The organism is Colwellia sp. 20A7, assembly GCF_009832865.1.
Classification (GTDB): Bacteria; Pseudomonadota; Gammaproteobacteria; order Enterobacterales; family Alteromonadaceae; genus Colwellia.
The window spans coordinates 2248287-2268555 of sequence record NZ_CP047130.1 but is presented as its reverse complement, the minus strand read 5'-3'; the positions used below and the strand labels follow the sequence as shown (position 1 = coordinate 2268555).

Below are 20269 nucleotides of genomic sequence, written 5' to 3'. Positions count from 1 at the left end.
GCAGTTATTTACAATGCTCTACATTGAAAGATTATTAGCAAACAAAAGAGTGTCATGGAGTATAGTATTCTCTATTGTCGCAATCGTTATTGTTATCAATGTGATGCTATCAATTAAAACTATTGATGACTTATCGATTGCTCAAAAAAGTATGGCTAATACAGGTGAAATAATTCTTAGTTTAGATAAGCTTCATAACCTAGTGCTTTCTGCCGAAACAGGTCAACGTGGATATTTACTCACCGAAAACGAAGATTTTTTACAACCTTACCAAAACGCGATTGAACACGTTTTAAAACAAATAAAGTTGGTTCAATCGTTAAAGTCAGATATTGGCATACAAGCCAATAAAATTACAGAGTTAACTAACTTAGTTGAAATGAAAATGATAGAACTGAGTGCGACTGTTGATCTAGCATTAGACGACAAAGAAAAACGTGCGGTATCTATTGTTATGACTGGTCGTGGTAAAGACTTATACAAAAAAATGGAAAAGCTGTTTAACGAAGTAAAAACTCGGGAAGTGTTATACCGAAATAGCTTATATAAAAAATTAGAAACCATTAAAAAAGAAGCTAAATTTACTTTTAATGTTTCAGCAATCACAAGTTTTTTATTACTTTTAGGTCTTGGTGCACTGGTACGACTCAATAATAGAAATGAGCTTCGTCATCGACTTTCATTAGAAGCTAAAAATGAAGAATTGACCGAAAAAGTAAAACAGCGTACCAAAGAATTAACCATCTATTCTGAAGAGCTAGCACGTAGTAACCGTGAATTAGAAGACTTTGCCTTTGTTGCCTCGCATGATCTCCAAGAGCCTCTACGCAAGATTAGAGCATTTGGTGATAGATTATCCACAAGTTATAACGAAGTGATAGATGAAAGAGGTTTAGATTTTATTGAACGTATGCGTAATGCCGCTGAACGAATGTCTAATTTAATAAGCGACTTATTAGAATACTCACGTATTAATACCCGTGGTAAAGCATTTGTTGCAATACCACTCACACAGATAATCACTGACGTTATTGACGACTTAGAAGTATCTATTGAAGAAAGCTCGGCAATTATTGAATATCAAGACTTACCAGAGATTAATGGTGACATCTCTCAACTAAACCAACTGTTTTTAAACCTACTCAGTAATGCGATAAAGTTTAGACAAGAAGATAAAATACCTCAAATTAAAATCAGCCATAGCCATGAGTCATTATTCGATACAATTCTAAACACTGATGTTCTATGGAATATCATTACCATAAGCGATAATGGTATTGGCTTTGACCAAGAGTTTGAAGATAAAATATTTGTCCCCTTTCAGCGCCTACATGCAAGATCAGCTTACAAAGGGACAGGGATCGGTTTAGCCGTTTGTCGACGTATTGTAGAGCGCCATGGTGGTACCATCGATGTAAAAAGTGAAATAGGAAAAGGAACTTGTTTTACTATCAGCATTCCACAAGATTATATTGCTCCTAATAACTTAACTGTGATCAGTTAATTTTAATCACGTAAGTTTATAAATGCTAAAGGATATTGTTACATGAAAAAAAGTACACCTATTATCATATTAATGGCGGATGATGACGACGATGATCGCCTACTCGCACAGGATGCACTGATAGAAAGCCGCGTTTTAAATGAGCTTTATTTTGTAGAAGATGGCGTTGAGCTTATCGAATACTTAACACATACCGGTAAGTTTCAAGATAAAGTCAGTGCGCCACGACCTGGGCTTATCTTGCTAGATTTGAATATGCCACGCAAAGATGGGCGGGAAGCATTAAAAGAAATTAAAGCGGACCCGAATCTTAGAAGTATACCCGTCGTTATTTTAACTACGTCAAAACAGGAAGAAGACATGGTTAAAGGTTATGATCTTGGTGCTGCTTCCTATATTACGAAACCTGTCAACTTTGAAGGCCTAGTTGATTTAATGAAGGCGTTAGGTAAGTATTGGGTGGAATTTGTCGAACTTCCATCATCAGAAAAAACGTCAAATAGCACACTAACAAATAATGACTAATTTAAATTAATAATTAATCTATGCAAAAGCTAACTAAACATATACTGCTAGTTGAAGATGATGAAGATGATTATATTCTCACCCTTGATTATCTTCAACAAATGCCAAACCATCATTTTGAAGTTGATTGGGTCGACAACTCCATTGAAGCATTGGCGTTGCTCAAAGAAAATAATCACGACATTTGCTTACTTGACTATCAATTAGGCGGAGTCAACGGTTTATCTGTGCTTAAACAAACCACTGGTGATGGCTGCACAGTACCAATTATTATGCTTACCGGACAAACAGATACTGAATTAGATAATAATGCACTGGATGCAGGTGCCGTTGACTACTTAGTAAAATCTGAACTTAATAGTGCTAGATTTAACAGAGCAATACGTTACGCTTTAGCAAGAAAAGATATTGAAAATGAACGGGTTGAACGAATAAAAGCTGAAGCAAGAAGTCGCTCTAAAGATAAGTTTTTAGCGCATTTGAGCCATGAATTACGCACACCGCTTACCTCAATACTTGGGTACACCGAATTATTACTCAGCGATGATAGTAACAAAAGCATACAACCCGAGTTAACCACTATATTAGATAACGGTAATCACTTATTAGGATTACTCAATAATGTACTCGATCTTTCTAAAATTGCTGCCGGAAAGTTTGAGCTGAATGCTACAACTATCTCCCTCGAAAGCTTTATCGCAGACGTATATACCTTAATGTCGATGGCAGCCCAAGATAAAGGAATCAATTTAACCTTATCAGCTAAATCAGCCTTACCCATTGAAATTAGCGCTGATTCGCTTAGATTACGCCAAGTATTGATCAATATTATTCATAATGCGATAAAGTTTACTAATCAAGGAACAGTGAATATTGACGTGTGGTTAGATGAGTTACGCGATCAACCCCGTTTATATTTTGCTATAACCGATACTGGGATGGGTATTCCTGATAATTTATTAGCGACAATCTTTAAACCTTTTGAACAAGTACAAGACATTGTGTCACGAAACGAAGAAGGTACCGGGCTTGGCTTGTCCATTTGCAGTGAATTGCTAAAGTATATGGGCGGTAATATTTCAGTAGAATCTAACGTTGGTGTTGGTAGTAAGTTCGTGGTTTGTATCGATCCAGGACAAATAGCCGATACAGAACGTAAAAATTTAACTTTTAAACGTAGTGACTATAAATCGTCTACTGAAGTTATCAATAAAATTTCAGGTAAAATACTGATTGTTGATGATATTGACGATATTAGACGATTACTTGGCTATGTGTGTCGATCTTTTGGATTAGAAGTAAGTTATGCTAATAATGGCCAACAAGCCATCACTAAAATAGTGTCAGCAGAAAAAGAAAATACGGAATATGATCTCGTCTTAATGGATATTCATATGCCGGTTTTAGATGGTAAGCGCGCAATAAAACAATTAAGAGAAATGCACGTAGATACGCCAATAATCGCAATCACTGCAGCAACAATGAAAGGTGTACGTAAAGAACTCAAGGGGTTGGGCTTCAATGATGTAGTAGCGAAACCTATTGATAAATATGAATTACACAAAAAAATACAACAACAATTAAGCCATCATATTTCTGCTCCTAACCAGAAAATGTCAGTAACATCATCAGAGTCAACATCACAAGATGATAAAGAAAAAAAACCTAATCAACGCGTGTTACTAATTGAAGATGATATTGATGCCGCTGAAATAACTGCGTTATTACTGAGTACTATTGGTAAGCACGTACAAATAGCAAACAATGCTGAACAAGCTAAAAATATTGTTAAAGCCGATATAGATTGGCAGCACGTTTTAGTCGATATGAACTTACCTGATGGTAACGGGCTTGAATTAAGTTCATCATTAAAAACATATATGCCTAATACTACTATTACTATTGTTAGTGGTTATGAAGTATCCAAACAAGAATTAACCGAAAATGGCGCAAATAGCTCTCTTCTCAAGCCCGTTAATTTAACTATGTTACAACAGCTTTTTAATAAAGCTTAATTGTCGCTATACGCAACTTTTATAGATAACAAAAGTACTAACACTGTGCAAATACTGCAAAGCACCCTGTAATATTTACCTACTCCTCGCTAGCACAGATAAAAACACCAAAACAAACCACATAAAATACAACAAGTTAACACCTGGCACAACAATAGCATAGTCTAGGTATCTCTAAGCGTTAAGTTAAGGAGAACTATAATATGTTAGATTGTGCATTAACTTTTGTATCTATGTCGTATTACTTGTTATCTGATTAATAATATTGGCATTACAAAATAAAAATTCCCAAGTTTAATTATTTTAAAATTTTAAGGAGTACAAAATGAATAACAATAAAAGACTTTCAATAATGGCGATCTCATTTGCAGCAGTACTAAGTTTAGCTGCCTGTAGCGATGATAAAGCAGAAGAAGCTGGCGAAACAGTTGATGATATGATTTCTAGTACCAAAGATGCTGCCAAGAATACAGGTGACAAAATTCAAAAAGCAGTCACTGATACAGGTAATGCTATCGAAGATGCTTGTGAAGACGCAAAAGAGAAAATGGATACTGAAGATACCGACTGTTAATTTTGTAACTATAGATTAAAGTTAATAACTACTGAAATACTAATGACGTAGTTAAAAGCTTTAAGAATATGGTTTAGAAATTATAGCCTGATTCAGAAAGGCTAGTGTAATAACTAGCCTTTTTTACTAAATGACTACATCAGCGCATGATTTATCCAAGCCCCCTATTTTATCGTAAAAATAAGAATGGAATTTATGTTATTAATAACGATTAAAAAAATATTTACGAAAGCTATTACTTGTTTATTTTTTAGTTTTGCCGCCGCGATTATAGTTCCTTTATGTACTTATACTTTTTTCATGTACCACTATCGTTCAAGACGTCATTTACGTAACTAAACGCTAAACAATTACTAACAGAGTTAAGTCTTATTCACTCCCCTCTTTCGAATATCCCTGACAAACGTTAATTTTATTAACCATAAAATATATTCAAGCGTTGTATACATAGCACTTCATATGTCTAAACAAGATCAAGTACATGTTAAATATTAATATATTTATCACTTAATCGTCTATTTGCTATTTGATTAAGGTAATATATAGCTACCTATTAAATTTTATTTGAATAATTTTTTATGAACGCTTTAGTTAACTTTTTTAAAACCATTTTCACTAGCCTCTGGCGAGTATTCACGATTACCCGCTCAGTAGTCCTTAATATTATTTTTATTGTATTTTTTATCGGCCTAATAGCCATGTTAAACACAGACTCTAAGAGTGTCACTGTACCGAATAATACCGCGCTTGTATTGAATTTGACCGGTGATTTAGTAGAACAAAAAAAAGAGGTTAATCCTTTAGATACTCTATTAGTCGAAGCTCTAGGCGAAAAAGAAGGTAATCCTGAAGTTTTACTTTCAGATTTACTCGAGGTTATCACCAAAGCTAAAAATGATGATCGGGTGCAAATATAAGTATTACAGTTACAAGGACTTGGCTCAGCCGGTTTAGCAAAACTACAAGATGTTGGTGCTGCACTAGTTGACTTTAAAAGCTCAGGTAAAAAAGTTATTGCGCTAGGTGATCAATATACACAAGATCAATATTACCTTGCCAGTTATGCTGATGATATTTGGTTAAATACCGAAGGCTATATGTTACTTGAAGGTTACGGTAGATATGGCATGTATTTTAAATCAGCGTTAGAAAAGCTATCAATAAACCAACATATTTTTCGTGTTGGAACTTTTAAATCAGCAGTAGAGCCTTTTTTACGTGACGACATGTCTGACGCGGCAAAAGAAGCAAATGAACTTTGGCTTAATGATTTATGGACTCAATATAAAAGTGATGTTGCACAACAAAGAGACTTTGATATTGAAAACTTTGATGAAAATATTGAAGATTTAGTCAAAAAAATAGACCAAGCCAACGGCAGTTTTGCTGATTATGCCCTGAACAATCACTGGGTTGATCAATTGAAAACCCGTACTCAAATGCGTGATGCATTAATTGAGCTTGTTGGTAAAAATAAAAAAGGTGATAGCTATAGTCATATTGGCTTTAAAGATTACTTATCTATTATCAACCTTAATAAAACGTTTGATCAAAGTACCACGCTTTCCCAATTAGATAAAGTTGCTGTAATCGTCGCTAAAGGTACTATTTTAAATGGCGTACAAAAACCAGGTACTATTGGTGGTGATTCAACAGCAGCCTTATTACGTAAAGCACGAGAAAATGACAATGTTAAAGCCGTTGTACTGCGTGTTGATAGCCCTGGCGGTAGTGCTTTTGCTTCTGAAATAATTCGTCAAGAAGTCGAATTATTAAAACTTGCTGGTAAGCCTGTTGTTGCTTCAATGGGTACTTATGCCGCTTCAGGTGGTTACTGGATATCAGCTCCTGCAAATAAAATTTATGCTTCTCCCGCTACTATTACTGGCTCTATCGGTATTTTTGGTATGATGATGACCTTTGAAGACTCACTCAGTAAGATAGGTGTTTATACTGATGGTGTCGGAACAACAGATATCGCGGGCTTTGGTCCAACTCGACCATTAACTGAAGGTATGGCACAGCTATTTCAACTTTCTATCAATAAAGGTTACCAAGACTTTATTACCTTAGTAGCAGAAAATAGAGACATGACATTAGCGCAAGTAGATTCTATTGCTCAAGGTCGTGTTTGGTCAGGTGCAAAAGCGAAAGAATTAGGCTTAGTTGATGAATTAGGTAATTTAAACGATGCCATTATTGCTGCTGCTAACTTAGCAAATATTGAACAATACGATACGTTATTAATTGAAAAAGAAGTATCTGAACGTGATAAGTTTCTTCAAAAAATGATGGGTGAAGCGCAATCATTTATGTTTGCCGACACTTTATTACCGCTTGATAGCGACTTATCCGCTCCACAAAGTGTTAATGCAAAACCAATGACACAATTTATTGAACAAATGCAAAATGAAATAACCAAGATGAATCAATTTAATGATCCACAAGGTATGTATACTTTATGTTTAGCGTGTAACGTTCAATAATGATGCTTAAAAAGAAAAACATTTACGTTGCCTACACTGGCGGCACAATTGGAATGAAAAAAAGTGATCAAGGATATATTCCTGTTAAAGGTCACTTAACAGACTCTATTAATGCATTACCTGAGTTTTACCGCGAAGAAATGCCAGAGTTTACCATTAACGAATATCATCCGTTAATTGATTCATCCAATATGACACCAAGTGATTGGCAACGTATCGCTGATGATATAAAAAAACATTATGATGATTATGATGGCTTTGTTGTATTACATGGCACGGATACTATGGCTTACACTAGTTCAGCCTTGTCATTTATGTTTGAAAATTTAAACAAACCCATTATTGTCACCGGCTCTCAAATACCGCTTAGTCAATTGCGTTCTGATGGCCAGGTTAATGTACTAAACTCCCTGTATATAGCAGCTAATTACCCTATTAATGAAGTGGGTTTATTTTTTAATAATAAGCTTTACCGCGGCAACCGCTCAATAAAAGCTTATGCCGATGGTTTTAATGCCTTTGATTCACCGAATATGCCGCCATTAATTGAAGCGGGTATTAATATTAACGTGATCGCGGGTAAAATTTCAGATCAATGTGTATATGCACCTCCCGTAATTGTTCGAGATATTACACCTCAACCCATTGGTGTTGTGCATTTGTACCCAGGCATTAGTAGCGATGTTATAGAGAATGTTATTAGGCAACCAGTAAAAGCTCTAATAATCAGAAGTTATGGCGTTGGCAATGCGCCACAAGATCCCGCCCTGCTCGCTTGTTTAACTAAAGCGAAAGAGCAAGAAATTGTGGTGATTAATTGTAGTCAATGCATTAAAGGTATGGTTAATATGTCAGGCTATGCAACAGGCAATGCCCTGAATCAAGCAGGTGTTATTAGTGGCCATGATATGACATTAGAAGCAACATTAACCAAGCTTCATTATTTGCTTAGTCAAAATTTAAGTTATGCGGAAACGTGTCGTTTGATGGAAGTGAATTTACGAGGCGAATTAACAAGTTAGCCCCCTACCAAGTTTTTTATATTTAGATAAATAAACAGCAAGCAAAAAACAATTATTATATAAAAATTTTGAATTTGTATTTGTGAAATTAGTACATGTATGATGAAAAGAGCATAAGTATTTTTTCATAACCATAGCAAGGTTAAAAAGGATGATTAACTGAAATAACAAGGAACACTATGTTGGATATTTTATTATATTTGGTAAATATAGGTTACGCTTGCAGGTGTCATTATATTTGTAGCTACAGCGTTTATACAAAGTATCTTGTGGGGGTTGGGCTGCTTATTTTTCCCGCCGATTGCAATTATATTCTTATACATATATTGGCAGGAAGCTAAAATTCCATTTTTTATGTGGCTAGTAGGTATAGGATTAATTTTGATTTCTATAATTTTAGGAAGTTAAATTATACTTATTATCTACTATTCCGAATATAAGTATGGGTAGAAAGAACTCAAAATGGAATTAGTTATGTTGTTGATTAAAAAACAATTCATTTAAATAAAACAATATAAAGGCTTTTAATTAGTAATGCCGTTCACTATCGGTGAACAGCATTATCAGTTTTAAAAGAGCAGCCATGCTTATTTAGGTTATTATTAAACAAATACTTTCTTTAATCGAATCAATAATTCAACATCTGACGCATTTAATTTTCCTAATGCTAACCAATCAATTAAACGTTTATTTAAATCAATAATACCTGATGATTGCATTTGTTCTTGCATTAACTTTACTTGTACCATCATTCGTTGTGACGCTAACTCTTTTGGTGATTCTACTTGAGCCAAGATTTCAAGTTCTAGTGTTTTATCTTCACGTTCGCTTGAATTAGCCTGAGTGGTTATTGAGCAAAGATCTGATAATCGTTTTTGCCAAAAACTCGTTAGGTTTTGATATTCATTTAAACTTACAATATTTTCTTCAGCAATAATGTCAGACTGCGCCATTCGCTCAAGAATATTAAATAAACCTTCCCAACTTTTCTTTTCTTCATCAACGGTTATTTGTACGATTTTTTTATTGAGTTGTTTTATAAACAATTCAATATCACTAGCAACTGATTTAATAACAGGCTTGTTAGCAATCACTTGTGATAATAATTCTTCAGCTTGTTTTTTGGCACTAAGAATATTATTTTTTTCTATACTTTTATCTGTACTAGCATCTGCTATGTTGTTAACACTTACTTTAATATTACTAAGTGTTTGACTAAATGTTTCGGCCAACTGAGCTAATTCTGATTTTTGTTCGGACTTAGCTTGATCTCGTTTTGCGAAAACTTGATCGTTAATCGCTCTAAATTTTTGCCAAAGTTTAGACTCTTGATGAGCACCGGCAAAACTAATATCACGCCATTGCGATTGTAGTTTCTTAACATTTTCGATTGCTTGATAAGTATCTTCATTAGCAAGTTGCTGTTCAGCTTCAACAATTAATGCATGCTTTTTAACACCGTTAGCATCATGAAAACCTTTAATTGCATTTTTAATAGGCGGAATGATATTTTTAAATTGTTTAAATAATTTTTGATATTGTTCTCTATCAACCTCACCTGCTTGCTGCCAGCGTTGTTGTAATTTATTTAATTTACCATCAAGTGCTTTAAAGTCTACTGCGGCACTATCAGTATTTTCAGGTTGTATCATTTCTGCTAAGGTTTGCGCTTGTACTAAAATTTCATTACGTGTGACTAAATGAAGTTCGCGCATTTTTTCTTGCTCGGCATAAAACAAACGACATGGGGCAAATGCTTGTTCACACGCTAAGTTAAACTGTTCATTCAATTCTTTATCTACGTCTTCATCTGCGTGACCTAATGAATTCCACGTTTTTCTGTATTGCTTTACTTTATTTGCCTGTGCATTTGGATCGTCTAATGGTGTTGTCACTAAAGTATTAATTTCAACTAATAACTCTTGTTTACGTGGCGTTGCAATGTAATGTTCCCAATCACTGATTTCAGCCATTTTTTTACTGACGATTTCAAGGTCACGTTGTAATTGTAGCTGTTGTTGAATCGATAATAAAACAATGGCTTGATTAACCCCTTTGAATAAACCAAAACAAACTTTATATTTGCCGCCAACTAATAAACGTTTTAGATCAATTAATTTTTTCTTCGTTTGCTCAAATAATTTTTTTTGTTCTTGTTGCAAAGGTCTTAAACCATTTTGCCAATTTTGTGTAATCTCTTTATAAGCTTCAGTAATCGACTGTGGTAACACACCGCACGCTTTTTTATTGACAGACTTATAATTACTTAACCAATCATTATATGTTTCTTGACGTTCATTTAATTCACTCAGCGATTCAGGTAAAGCTAACTGTGAAATATTAGATATAAGGTAAGTCGCTTCACTCACTGATTGAGCAATTTCAGGTAATTGCGTTAATCGTATTCTTAGTTGCGAACATTTTTGTAAAAACTCATTTTGTTCTTTTTTATTGAGCACACTTGCATTGATATCATCGTTAAGTTTATTTAATGTACTTAAAAATTCTTCTTCAGTATTATTGCCAACAACATTCCCTGTATCATTTCCTTCTAAGCTTCCATCAAATACAGCTGTGGTTATTTTTTTATTTAATTCTGCAATAATTAGATTAAAGCTTTCTTTTGCTGTATTTTTTTCATTAAGTAACTTTTCTGCAATTTTAGCTTGCTGATACGCTTCTTCTTTCGGCGCAAAAATTTGGGTAAGTTGTCCCGTTATTTTAGTAAATTTATTTAATAGTGTTTCTTGATCTTCTTCTGTCAAACAAGATATCTCAGCAAGATCTTGCTGCCACTCACCTTCTAAAGCTGATTTATTTGTTAGGTAATATGCATAATCTGATTGATCTTTAAGTGCTAATAATTTCGCTAGCACTAATTGTTTTTGTTTTAACAATTTTTTCGGTTTTTCTTTTTCTTCAATCAATTGTGTTAAACGGGTATTTATTATTTGAGAGACTTCATCATCAACCGCTTTTTTACTCAATTTTGTTAATAATGACGCATCTTTGAGTTCGTTATATTCAAGCGATAATAAATGTTTCTGAATTTGGTTAGATTGTTTCTTAGTGAACGTTTGCAATAAGAATTGGGCTGAATTTTTGTTTTGCACAAGTACTTCAAATAAGCTGAGAACCAAACTAGGTTCACTTTCAAGATCAAACCAATGGTTTAATAAAGCACTGTCAATGATTTGTTCTTTGCTTGTCTTTGTTAAATCAATTATCTGTGATAGAAAATCCTGCTTTTGCTTAGGAGATAAAACAATATTATGCTTACCAGAGAGAATGTCTTGTACTTGAGATTTAGCAAAATCTCGTACACTGTTATTATTATTAACTGAGCTCTCAGTTAAATAATGATCAAAACTATTTAGCTTTAATAATACCGCACGACGGACTAACTCACTATCATCGTTATGTAGTAGTGATAATAGTACTGTTTTATCCTCACTATTATTAGTTAATTCATCATTTATAGCGGCAATACGAACATTACTATCTTTATGTTGCCAGTTGTTTTTACTTTTAAACAGATTGAAAATCATGGGAAATCACATTTTGATGATAAATAAACATGCAATACTTCTAAGAAAATGAATTAGAAAATATACTTTTGATTATTATAGGTTGGTAAAATGAGCGATATCGCTCTTAGTTGAATTTTCATTTTCTGGGTTTACGGTAGTACTTGACGTAATAGTTTCTTCTTTAGCAACGGAAGAAAACTGCTCTTTTAATTGACGCTTATTTTTATGTACCATTTGACCGTCACTGCCAATCGTTAACATTTCATCACTATTTAAGTGACGCGCTTGATAGGCCATAATTAATTGTAACGCTGTATCGCGTTGTGCTTGGTCTACCAAAGTACCTTCTGGCCATTTGCCAGTTTCAGCTGCGCATTTTAGACGTAAATACATTGCCTCTGGCATATGTTCAATTGTATCTTGTAAATTCATAAGAGACTCAGGTTATTTTTTTCGTTTAAAGAGAAGTAATTTTACTCGAATAACTAAATACATAATAAAACCAATAATGGTACAAATCATAGCTAACGTATGCTGCCAAGAACCTTTCTCAACATTATCCCAAAACATAAACAAAAAACCGCCGCAAAACATTAACATGGAGACAAAAGAATAATTCATTAATCTTTGAGCTTTATTAATTCTATTGACGCGATTTAAACTAGCGATTTTATCACTGTCTAATGCTTGTAATGCTAATCCACAGTGGCTACATTCTTTTGCTTTATCCGATATTTTTTTTTTGCAATTAGGGCAATTAATTACTGCCATTTTGGTTAACCTTTGTTACACATTATCTTACTAATATTCTACCCTTTTTCAGGCAAAAAAAAACGTCCTTAAAGACGTTTTTTTTATTATTTCTATTGATATAGCGTTAATACTCGTTAATCTTGTCACTCTTAGCTTTGGCTATACGGTTTTCCCAGAATGTTGCATTTTTGATCCCTAATTTTATCGGGTCAAAAGTATATTTATCAACATTAGCTTTTTGCTGTTCTTCATAGTCTTTTAACGCTTTTATCGCCGGTTTAGACATAAAGAAGATGATAATAATACCAACAATATTTAACCAAGCCATTAGGCCTACACCAATATCGCCTAACCCCCATGCAACATTAGCGGCTTTTACCGTTCCATAGAAAGTAGCGGTCATAATGACGGCTTTAAGTATGAATACCGCACCAGGAAGTTTAAACGTTCGCTTGATGTAATAAATATTATTTTCAGCAATAAAGTAATACGCCAATATTGTAGTAAAGGCGAAGAAAAATAATGCTAAAGCAACAAACGGTTTACCTACACCAGTAAAAACACTTTCTACCGCAATTTGCGTAAACTCAGGACCATTCGCGGCAATATTACTTCCGATATTCTGCACGATAAATCCATCACCTACACCGTGTACATTATAAGCGCCGGTAATAATAATCATAAATGCTGTCGCAGAACAAATAAACAGCGTATCGATATATACTGAGAATGATTGTACTAACCCTTGCTGGGCAGGATGTTCAACTTCAGCAGCGGCTGCAGCATGCGGGCCAGTACCTTGACCTGCTTCATTAGAGTAAACACCACGTTTAACACCCCAACCTATAGCAGCACCAAAACCAGCCATTGGCGTAAAGGCATCACTAATAATCATCATAAATGCTCTAGGTAATTCAGTGATATTTAAAGCAATGATAATTAATGAAATTAAAATATAGGCTAATGCCATAAATGGCACAACAACTTGTGTGAAGTTGGCGATTCGTTTGATCCCACCAAAAATGATAAAACCAAGTAGCAATACTATACCGGTCGCAGTATAAAGTTTGGCATAACTAATAACACCAATACCTGTAGCAATACTACCACTGTTAGAAAAAACTTGTTCTATGGCTGTACCAATAGTATTAGATTGTACTGTCGGTAACAACACACCCGTAGCAAGAATTGTAGCTATAGCAAAGATCCATGCATACCATTTTTGACCCATCGCTTTTTCAATATAATAAGCGGGACCACCATAATATTTACCATCATGCTCTTCTTTATAGATTTGTGCATTCGCTGACTCGATATAAGCTGTAGCAGCACCAAAAAACGCGACAACCCACATCCAAAAAACAGCACCAGGCCCACCAAAACCTATCGCAGCAGCTACACCTGCTATGTTACCAGCACCAACGCGACCAGATAAAGATACGGCTAAAGCTTGAAAAGAGGAGATACCCTTTTCTGAACTTTTACCTGACATTAACAAACGCCACATTTCTGAAAATTGTCGAACTTGGACAAAACGTGTTAACACAGTAAAAAACAAACCTGCACCTAGGCACAGGTAAATCAGAGCACTACTCCAAATATAACCGTTAATAGTATTGACTAAATCTTGCACGTAAACTTCCTCTTTATTTTTATTATTTTATACACTTATTAAATAGTGTTTGGTTTGAAAATGCATTCGTCAATTAATGTGTTCTTATGACACTTACATTGACGAATACAGTAAAGATTAAAACTATCTTAAATCATCTACCATGTGATAAATGCCGGTTAAGAAATCACGTCCTAGCAAACTGCTACGAACATCAGACCATCCCACGCTGTAATCAGGTAGTAAGTCATTATCTTTAAAAGGCATTTCAATAGTATAAGCTAAGCATTTAAATTGATTGCCGACCCAATTTGTACCAACCGTAGGGTTAGCTTGACCAGGTTCATCTTTGTCGTAGCCACGCTCATCTTGAAATTCAGGAGTTAACGACAATAAAATATTTTTAAATTTGTCTTCAAGTGCTTTATGGCGTTCATCGTAATTAACCACACCTTCACAACCCGCTAAAAAGTTAACAGGTAATGCTTCGTCACCATGAACATCTAAAAACATATCAATGCCTGTTTCAAGCATTTTTTCGCGTACTAAGTAAACTTCAGGGCTTCGTTCCATCAAAGGCTCTAACCATTCACGATTTAAATTTGTACCAACAGCGTTAGTACGAAGATGTCCACGAACACTACCATCAGGGTTCATATTAGGCACAATGTAAAATACAGCTTTATTTAATAAGGCACGCGCAACACCATCATCTTCATCAAGTAAACGATCGAGAAAACCTTCAATAAACCATTCAGCCATGGTTTCACCTGGATGTTGACGTGCAGTTAACCAAATAACACGCTTGCCCTCACCTTCTTCACCAACTTTCAATAAGCTAACATCTCGACCATCAAGTGTTTGACCTAAAACCTGTAGCTGACATTCAAGATCCATTTGTGCATTATGCAATAAATCTTGGTGACGTTCGTAACTATAAGGAGAGAAGTAAGCGAAATAAACAGAATCGTATTCTGGGGTCATCGTTATCGTCAGTTTGTCACCGTCGAATGTAGTAGGTACACGAAACCAATGATCACGATCATAGGATGCTACCGCTTGATAACCTTTCCAGCCCTCAACATAAGCAGATTTTCCTGCATTAATAATATTAAGAACATGTTCTTGACGAGCATTACTAGGACTAGCATCCGTCTGTAACTTAAAATGAAACCACTGGTAAAATTCAGATTGATTATCGTGTTTTATTTCTAATTGAATATTGTTGGTATTACTTGCATCAATTACACGGATATTACCGCTATCAAAGTTGTCAGATATTTGCATAAAGTAGAAAGCCTTTTTCTTTCATACCGACTAATCTGTTGTTCGGTATGGACTAAAGAGTAAGGAAACAGTGTACACAAACATAAATAAGATCACTATAGAGATCTTAAATAAAGCCCAAGTTCAGAAGAATACCCTAAAGATTTACCAATAACTGTATTTTCTTCGTTGATAACGTAGTAACTAGGGTAAGCAGTAATTAAAAAAGCATTTTTAATTTCTTCATTTCCTAACGCAATAGGGAACGTTAATTTCTTGTCTTGCGAGAAATCTGATATCTCACTGAGTTTTCTATAGTCTAATGCAACAGCAACTACATCAATATTACTATTTTTTTCATACAAAGTTTGTAAGTTACTAATACTAATATCACAAACTTTACACCAAGGTGCAAAAAAATAAATAATCGTTTTTTTGCCTTGTGAATTTAATGAAACCGTATCTCCTAACAGTGTTGGCACTTGCGTAAATGACAATGCACTCGTTGGTGTTATTTTGGTATCAGAAGAAAGCATAGTCGTTTCGCGCAGGTAAGATACGCTTTGAAAAACAACGACGACGATTATGGCTTGAATTAAAAAATTACGGAGTGTAGTAAGCAAGTGAATATTCCTTTAAATTTTAGGTTACAAGGAGTAGACCCGATAAGTGGTAATTTATTACAGAAATATTTTAATAGATAATAAAAAAGAGCTAATAACAAAATGTTAATAGCTCTTTTCTCAATATTATCGGTAGTATGAATGTCGTTCCACTATTATTCTAAACAACTATTTAACACCACCCTGAACAGTTATTTACCGTTAACCTAAATAACTGTTTATCGTCAATCTGAACAACTACTTGTCGTCATCCTGAACTTGATTCAGGATCTCTCTTTTTATACGACTAACTGCGTGAGATTCCGTATTAAGTGAACTACGGAATGACGACGTAAAGTAATGACTAACGGTAATTTATGAACCAATTAACCAATTAACCAATTTTGGTTAAGCCATTCATATAAGGTTGTAATGCTGTTGGAATATTAATACTACCATCCGCTTGTTGGTAATTTTCTAATACAGCAACTAACGTTCGACCTACTGCTAGACCTGAGCCATTTAAGGTATGTAATAATTCAGGCTTATTGGTTTCGCTACTACGAAAACGTGCTTGCATACGACGAGCTTGGAATGCGCCCATGTTAGAACAAGACGAAATTTCTCTGTAAGTATTTTGTGCTGGTAACCAAACTTCTAGATCAAAGGTTTTTGTTGCGCTAAAGCCAACATCACCACTACAAAGCGCCATCGTGCGATACGGCAGTTCTAATTTTTCAAGAATAGCTTCTGCATGACCCGTTAACTCATCTAATGCATCAAATGAATTTTCAGGTTTAACCAACTGTACCATTTCTACTTTATCAAACTGATGCTGGCGAATAAGACCACGGATATCACGACCGCCAGAGCCTGCCTCACTGCGGAAACAAGGTGTATGTGCTGTCATTTTTATTGGTAATTCAGCTTCTTCAACAATTTCATCACGGTACATGTTAGTTAACGGTACTTCTGATGTAGGAATTAAAGAGAATTGTTTACCTGATAAATCAGTATGGAATAAATCTTCACCAAATTTTGGCAATTGCCCTGTTCCATATAAAGAACTAGCATTAACCAAATACGGTACATACATTTCTTGATAGCCATGCTCTTCTGTGTGCATATCTAGCATAAATTGTGCTAAAGCTCGGTGTAATTTAGCAATTTTACCGCGCATAACAGCAAAACGAGTACCTGCTAATTTTGCACCGCTTTCAAAATCTAAACCTTTGTCTACAGAAAAACCTAAATCAACATGATCTTTAACTTCAAAATCAAATTCACGTGGCGTACCCCAACGTTTAATTTCAACGTTATCATCTTCATCTTTACCATCAGGTACCGATTCGTCTAATAAATTAGGAATTGCACTGGCAATATCATTAATTTTAGCAAGTACTTCATCTTGCTCTGCTTTGGCAGCATCTAAATCGTTACCTAGTTGGCTAACAGCAGCAAGTAATGGTGCAATATCTTCACCACGGGCTTTTGCTTGACCAATAGATTTTGAACGAGTGTTACGCTCATTTTGTAAATCTTGCGTTTTAACTTGAATCGCTTTACGTTGTTCTTCTAGTGCATTTAACGTTGCAGTATCAAGGGTAAAACCGCGCTTTTCCAGTTGTGTGGCAATGTTATCTGTATCTGTTCTAAGTTGTTTGGCATCAAGCATAATTATTCACGTTATTTCTAGTTTAAAATTAAGATTAAAAAATAAATCTACAAAAGTTATATTATTTGGCTATTGCTGAGACTAAATAAAGTCCTAAACCAGCAGCAGCGATACAAAGCGACACATTTAATAAAATATTAATGCCAGCTTTTAGTAAGTCTCCTTGTTGAATTAATAACAAGGAGTCTAAGGAAAATGTTGAAAAGGTGGTAAAAGCACCTAAAAATCCAATACCTATTAAGGTTCTATGAACATTTATATCTAAAATTTCATGTTCTATTAATTGATATAATAAACCCATAATAAATGAGCCGGTGATATTAACCATCAATGTTGCAAAAGGAAACCCCTTTCCTAGCCAATTTAACACTAATTGCGAAATATAAAAACGCAAACTAGCACCACAAGCCCCGCCTAAAGCAACAAAAGCATATAAAGTTAGGTTACTAATCGCATTATTCATAACGCTGCTCACTACTGTTTTGGTTTAGCTGGTTTAAATAATCGAGTTTTTCTTTTAATTGCTTTTCTAAACCTCTATCACTCGGTTGATAAAGATCGGTATTATAACCATTTGCTTTCGCTAACGCTTCGGGAAAATAATTTTCTCCTGCAGCAAAAGCATTAATTTCATTATGAGCATAACGATAATCAACACCATGACCTAAATTCTTGGTAATTTCACTGGTTGAATTTTTTAAATGATCGGGCACGTCTAAACCTGATGTTTGTTCAGCTAGAGCCTTAGCTTGATTAAATGCCATATAAACAGCATTACTTTTCGGCGCTAAAGCCATATATACAGCAGCTTGAGCAATGGCTCGTTCGCCTTCACTAGGTCCTACTCGATGAAACGTGTCCCAGGCATTAATCGCTAATTGCATCGCCCGTGGATCGGCATTTCCTATATCTTCACTCGCTACCGCTAATAAACGCCTTGCCACATAAAGTGCATCACCACCGCCGGTCAAAATTCTAGCATACCAATAAAGTGCGGCATTAGGATCTGAGCCTCTGACAGATTTGTGAAAGGCGCTAATTAAGTCATAAAAGGCATCACCACCTTTATCATAAAGCGCTATTTTACTGCCTGCTACTTGTGCTATGAGTTCAACGGATATTGTTATTTTCTGATCTTCCCCCGATAAAAAAGCTGTTTGGCTATCAAGGCAGTTTTCTAACAAGTTAAGCAGTCTTCTTGCATCACCATCACTACGGTTTAATAAACTCTGCTTAGCATCTTTATCCATCGCTATGCTAACGTTCTGCTCCTGCGATACCAAGTTGATTGCTCTCGTTAATACCTGAGATAATTCTTCGGTGTTCAGTTTTTTTAACGTATACACGCGCGCACGAGACAAAATAGCCTGATTTAGTTCAAATGCTGGGTTTTCAGTTGTTGCACCAATAAAAATAATAGTGCCATCTTCAATAAAAGGTAAAAAAGCATCTTGCTGAGATTTATTAAAACGGTGTACTTCATCAACAAAGAGTACCGTTTTACTTTCTTTGCTTGAATGATTAGTGGCTCTAATTTTGGCTTGTTCAATAGCAAGACGAATATCTTTAATGCCTGATGTTACCGCAGATAATCTAACTACTTTAGCATTAGCATGGGTGGCAATAATTTCTGCTAGGGTCGTTTTTCCACTGCCTGGTGGCCCCCAAAAAATAAGCGAATGACAATGACCTTGCATAATCGCTTGTCTTAACGGGGAGTCATCACCAAGAATGTGTTGTTGTCCGACATAATCCACTAAGCTCTGCGGGCGCATTTTTGCAGCAAGCGGTGCGTTAGAAGACACCGTTGAACCCGCAACAGCATCTTCAACTGACTCATGTTCAGAAGTTTCTAGTGCTAAGCCAAATAAATTAGTTTGTTGATTGTCTTCCACAATGTTCACACATTTCCTGTTATAAGTTAATTAGTGCGTTGATCATCTATTTGCACACCTTCTGGTACAACAAAGTTAAATAAACTTTCGTCAGGTATAGTGCGATCGTTAAAATTGCTTAACTTAATGTGGCTTAATTGGCCAGTAGCGTCTAAGAAGGAAAATTGTTTCAATTTACCCCCTGCTTTGTTTGTATCAAAAAGCAACGTTAAACTCTTAATTTGACTGTTTACATCTTTTGCTGTGATAACAAAGCTATTATCTTCATTATTTATAACGCTATATTCTTGCCACATCGCCTCATCTTGACTGGTTAGCAATAAAATAGGTGTTTGTGCAATAGCAGCTGATAAAGAATACACACTCACCTGCTCAATCCATGGATTATAAAACCAAACATTTTCACCATCAGACACAATCAATAGCTCGTCTGGTTCAGCCGTATGCCAATTAGCTAAATTTGGTTTACTAATAGCTAATTCTCCTGAGCTTTGTTCAAGAATATCGCCTGATTCGCTCTGTACTTCTTGCTCAAACTTAGCACTAAAATGATTTAAATTAGCCAGTTTAGCCATTAATTCGATTTTAGCGGCTGATGCTTTTTCTGTAGTTAGCTTTTTGATGGCTAAACTTGGTGTAGTTAACGCTGTTATAGCTGATTCATCAGTGACTATATCAGTTTTTCCTGCGCTTTCTTTACTTGCTAATGTAGTCGTTTTCTCGACAAGTTCATTTGCTTCCACGGTGTTATTTATAACAGCATTAAGTGTTAGCGCTAAGGTAATAATTTTTACATAATTCATATTCATT

15 protein-coding genes and 1 pseudogene are annotated in these 20269 nt (G+C 35.0%); 6 read left to right on the top strand and 10 right to left on the bottom strand.

Annotated elements, in window-relative coordinates; genetic code table 11:
* The first annotated feature begins 13 nt into the window (after positions 1-13).
* From GQS55_RS09785 to ansA, 6 genes and pseudogenes are all read left to right on the top strand, one after another.
* On the top strand, positions 14-1504 hold the full coding sequence (locus GQS55_RS09785) for a sensor histidine kinase (protein WP_159820150.1): 1491 nt from the start codon (positions 14-16) through the stop codon (positions 1502-1504).
* Between the two features lie 42 nt (positions 1505-1546).
* Complete coding sequence (locus GQS55_RS09780) at positions 1547-2029, top strand: response regulator (RefSeq protein WP_159820148.1); 483 nt, start codon at positions 1547-1549, stop codon at positions 2027-2029.
* 20 nt (positions 2030-2049) lie between these two features.
* On the top strand, positions 2050-4044 hold the full coding sequence (locus GQS55_RS09775) for a response regulator (RefSeq protein ID WP_159820146.1): 1995 nt from the start codon (positions 2050-2052) through the stop codon (positions 4042-4044).
* Positions 4045-4369: 325 nt separating this feature from the next.
* The gene (locus GQS55_RS09770) at positions 4370-4618 is read left to right on the top strand and encodes a hypothetical protein (protein ID WP_159820144.1); all 249 of its coding nucleotides are present in this window, start codon (positions 4370-4372) and stop codon (positions 4616-4618) included.
* Between the two features lie 578 nt (positions 4619-5196).
* Positions 5197-7104, top strand: a pseudogene (gene sppA, locus GQS55_RS09765) (signal peptide peptidase SppA).
* Positions 7104-8126: an asparaginase gene (ansA, locus tag GQS55_RS09760; protein WP_236559818.1), complete on the top strand. Its 1023-nt coding sequence runs from the start codon at positions 7104-7106 to the stop codon at positions 8124-8126. The pseudogene sppA and the gene ansA overlap by 1 nt, the downstream one beginning before the upstream one ends.
* Before the next feature lie 602 nt (positions 8127-8728).
* Here the strand turns inward: ansA and GQS55_RS09755 are convergent.
* From GQS55_RS09755 to lolA, 10 genes are all read right to left on the bottom strand, one after another.
* The gene (locus tag GQS55_RS09755) at positions 8729-11674 is read right to left on the bottom strand and encodes a DUF349 domain-containing protein (RefSeq protein ID WP_159820142.1); all 2946 of its coding nucleotides are present in this window, start codon (positions 11672-11674) and stop codon (positions 8729-8731) included.
* Between the two features lie 75 nt (positions 11675-11749).
* On the bottom strand, positions 11750-12088 hold the full coding sequence (locus GQS55_RS09750; protein WP_159820140.1) for a YeaC family protein: 339 nt from the start codon (positions 12086-12088) through the stop codon (positions 11750-11752).
* A gap of 12 nt (positions 12089-12100) precedes the next feature.
* On the bottom strand, positions 12101-12427 hold the full coding sequence (locus GQS55_RS09745; RefSeq protein ID WP_159820138.1) for a zinc ribbon domain-containing protein: 327 nt from the start codon (positions 12425-12427) through the stop codon (positions 12101-12103).
* A 106-nt stretch (positions 12428-12533) separates the two neighbouring features.
* Entirely contained in the window at positions 12534-14042 is a 1509-nt protein-coding gene (locus GQS55_RS09740) for an alanine/glycine:cation symporter family protein (RefSeq protein WP_159820136.1), read from the bottom strand.
* 123 nt (positions 14043-14165) lie between these two features.
* On the bottom strand, positions 14166-15308 hold the full coding sequence (locus GQS55_RS09735; protein ID WP_159820134.1) for a M14 family metallopeptidase: 1143 nt from the start codon (positions 15306-15308) through the stop codon (positions 14166-14168).
* A 95-nt stretch (positions 15309-15403) separates the two neighbouring features.
* Positions 15404-15910, bottom strand: coding sequence for a TlpA family protein disulfide reductase (locus GQS55_RS09730; RefSeq protein ID WP_236559817.1), 507 nt, complete (start codon positions 15908-15910; stop codon positions 15404-15406).
* 373 nt (positions 15911-16283) lie between these two features.
* Entirely contained in the window at positions 16284-17564 is a 1281-nt protein-coding gene (gene serS, locus GQS55_RS09725; protein WP_159820132.1) for a serine--tRNA ligase, read from the bottom strand.
* A gap of 61 nt (positions 17565-17625) precedes the next feature.
* Positions 17626-18027 (bottom strand): fluoride efflux transporter CrcB, encoded by a 402-nt coding sequence (gene crcB / locus GQS55_RS09720; RefSeq protein WP_159820130.1) that lies wholly within the window; start codon positions 18025-18027, stop codon positions 17626-17628.
* Positions 18020-19339, bottom strand: coding sequence for a replication-associated recombination protein A (locus GQS55_RS09715; RefSeq protein WP_159822702.1), 1320 nt, complete (start codon positions 19337-19339; stop codon positions 18020-18022). Before GQS55_RS09715 ends, crcB begins: the two co-directional genes overlap by 8 nt.
* 146 nt (positions 19340-19485) lie before the next feature.
* Positions 19486-20268, bottom strand: coding sequence for an outer membrane lipoprotein chaperone LolA (lolA, locus tag GQS55_RS09710; protein WP_159820128.1), 783 nt, complete (start codon positions 20266-20268; stop codon positions 19486-19488).
* Position 20269 lies beyond the last annotated feature (1 nt).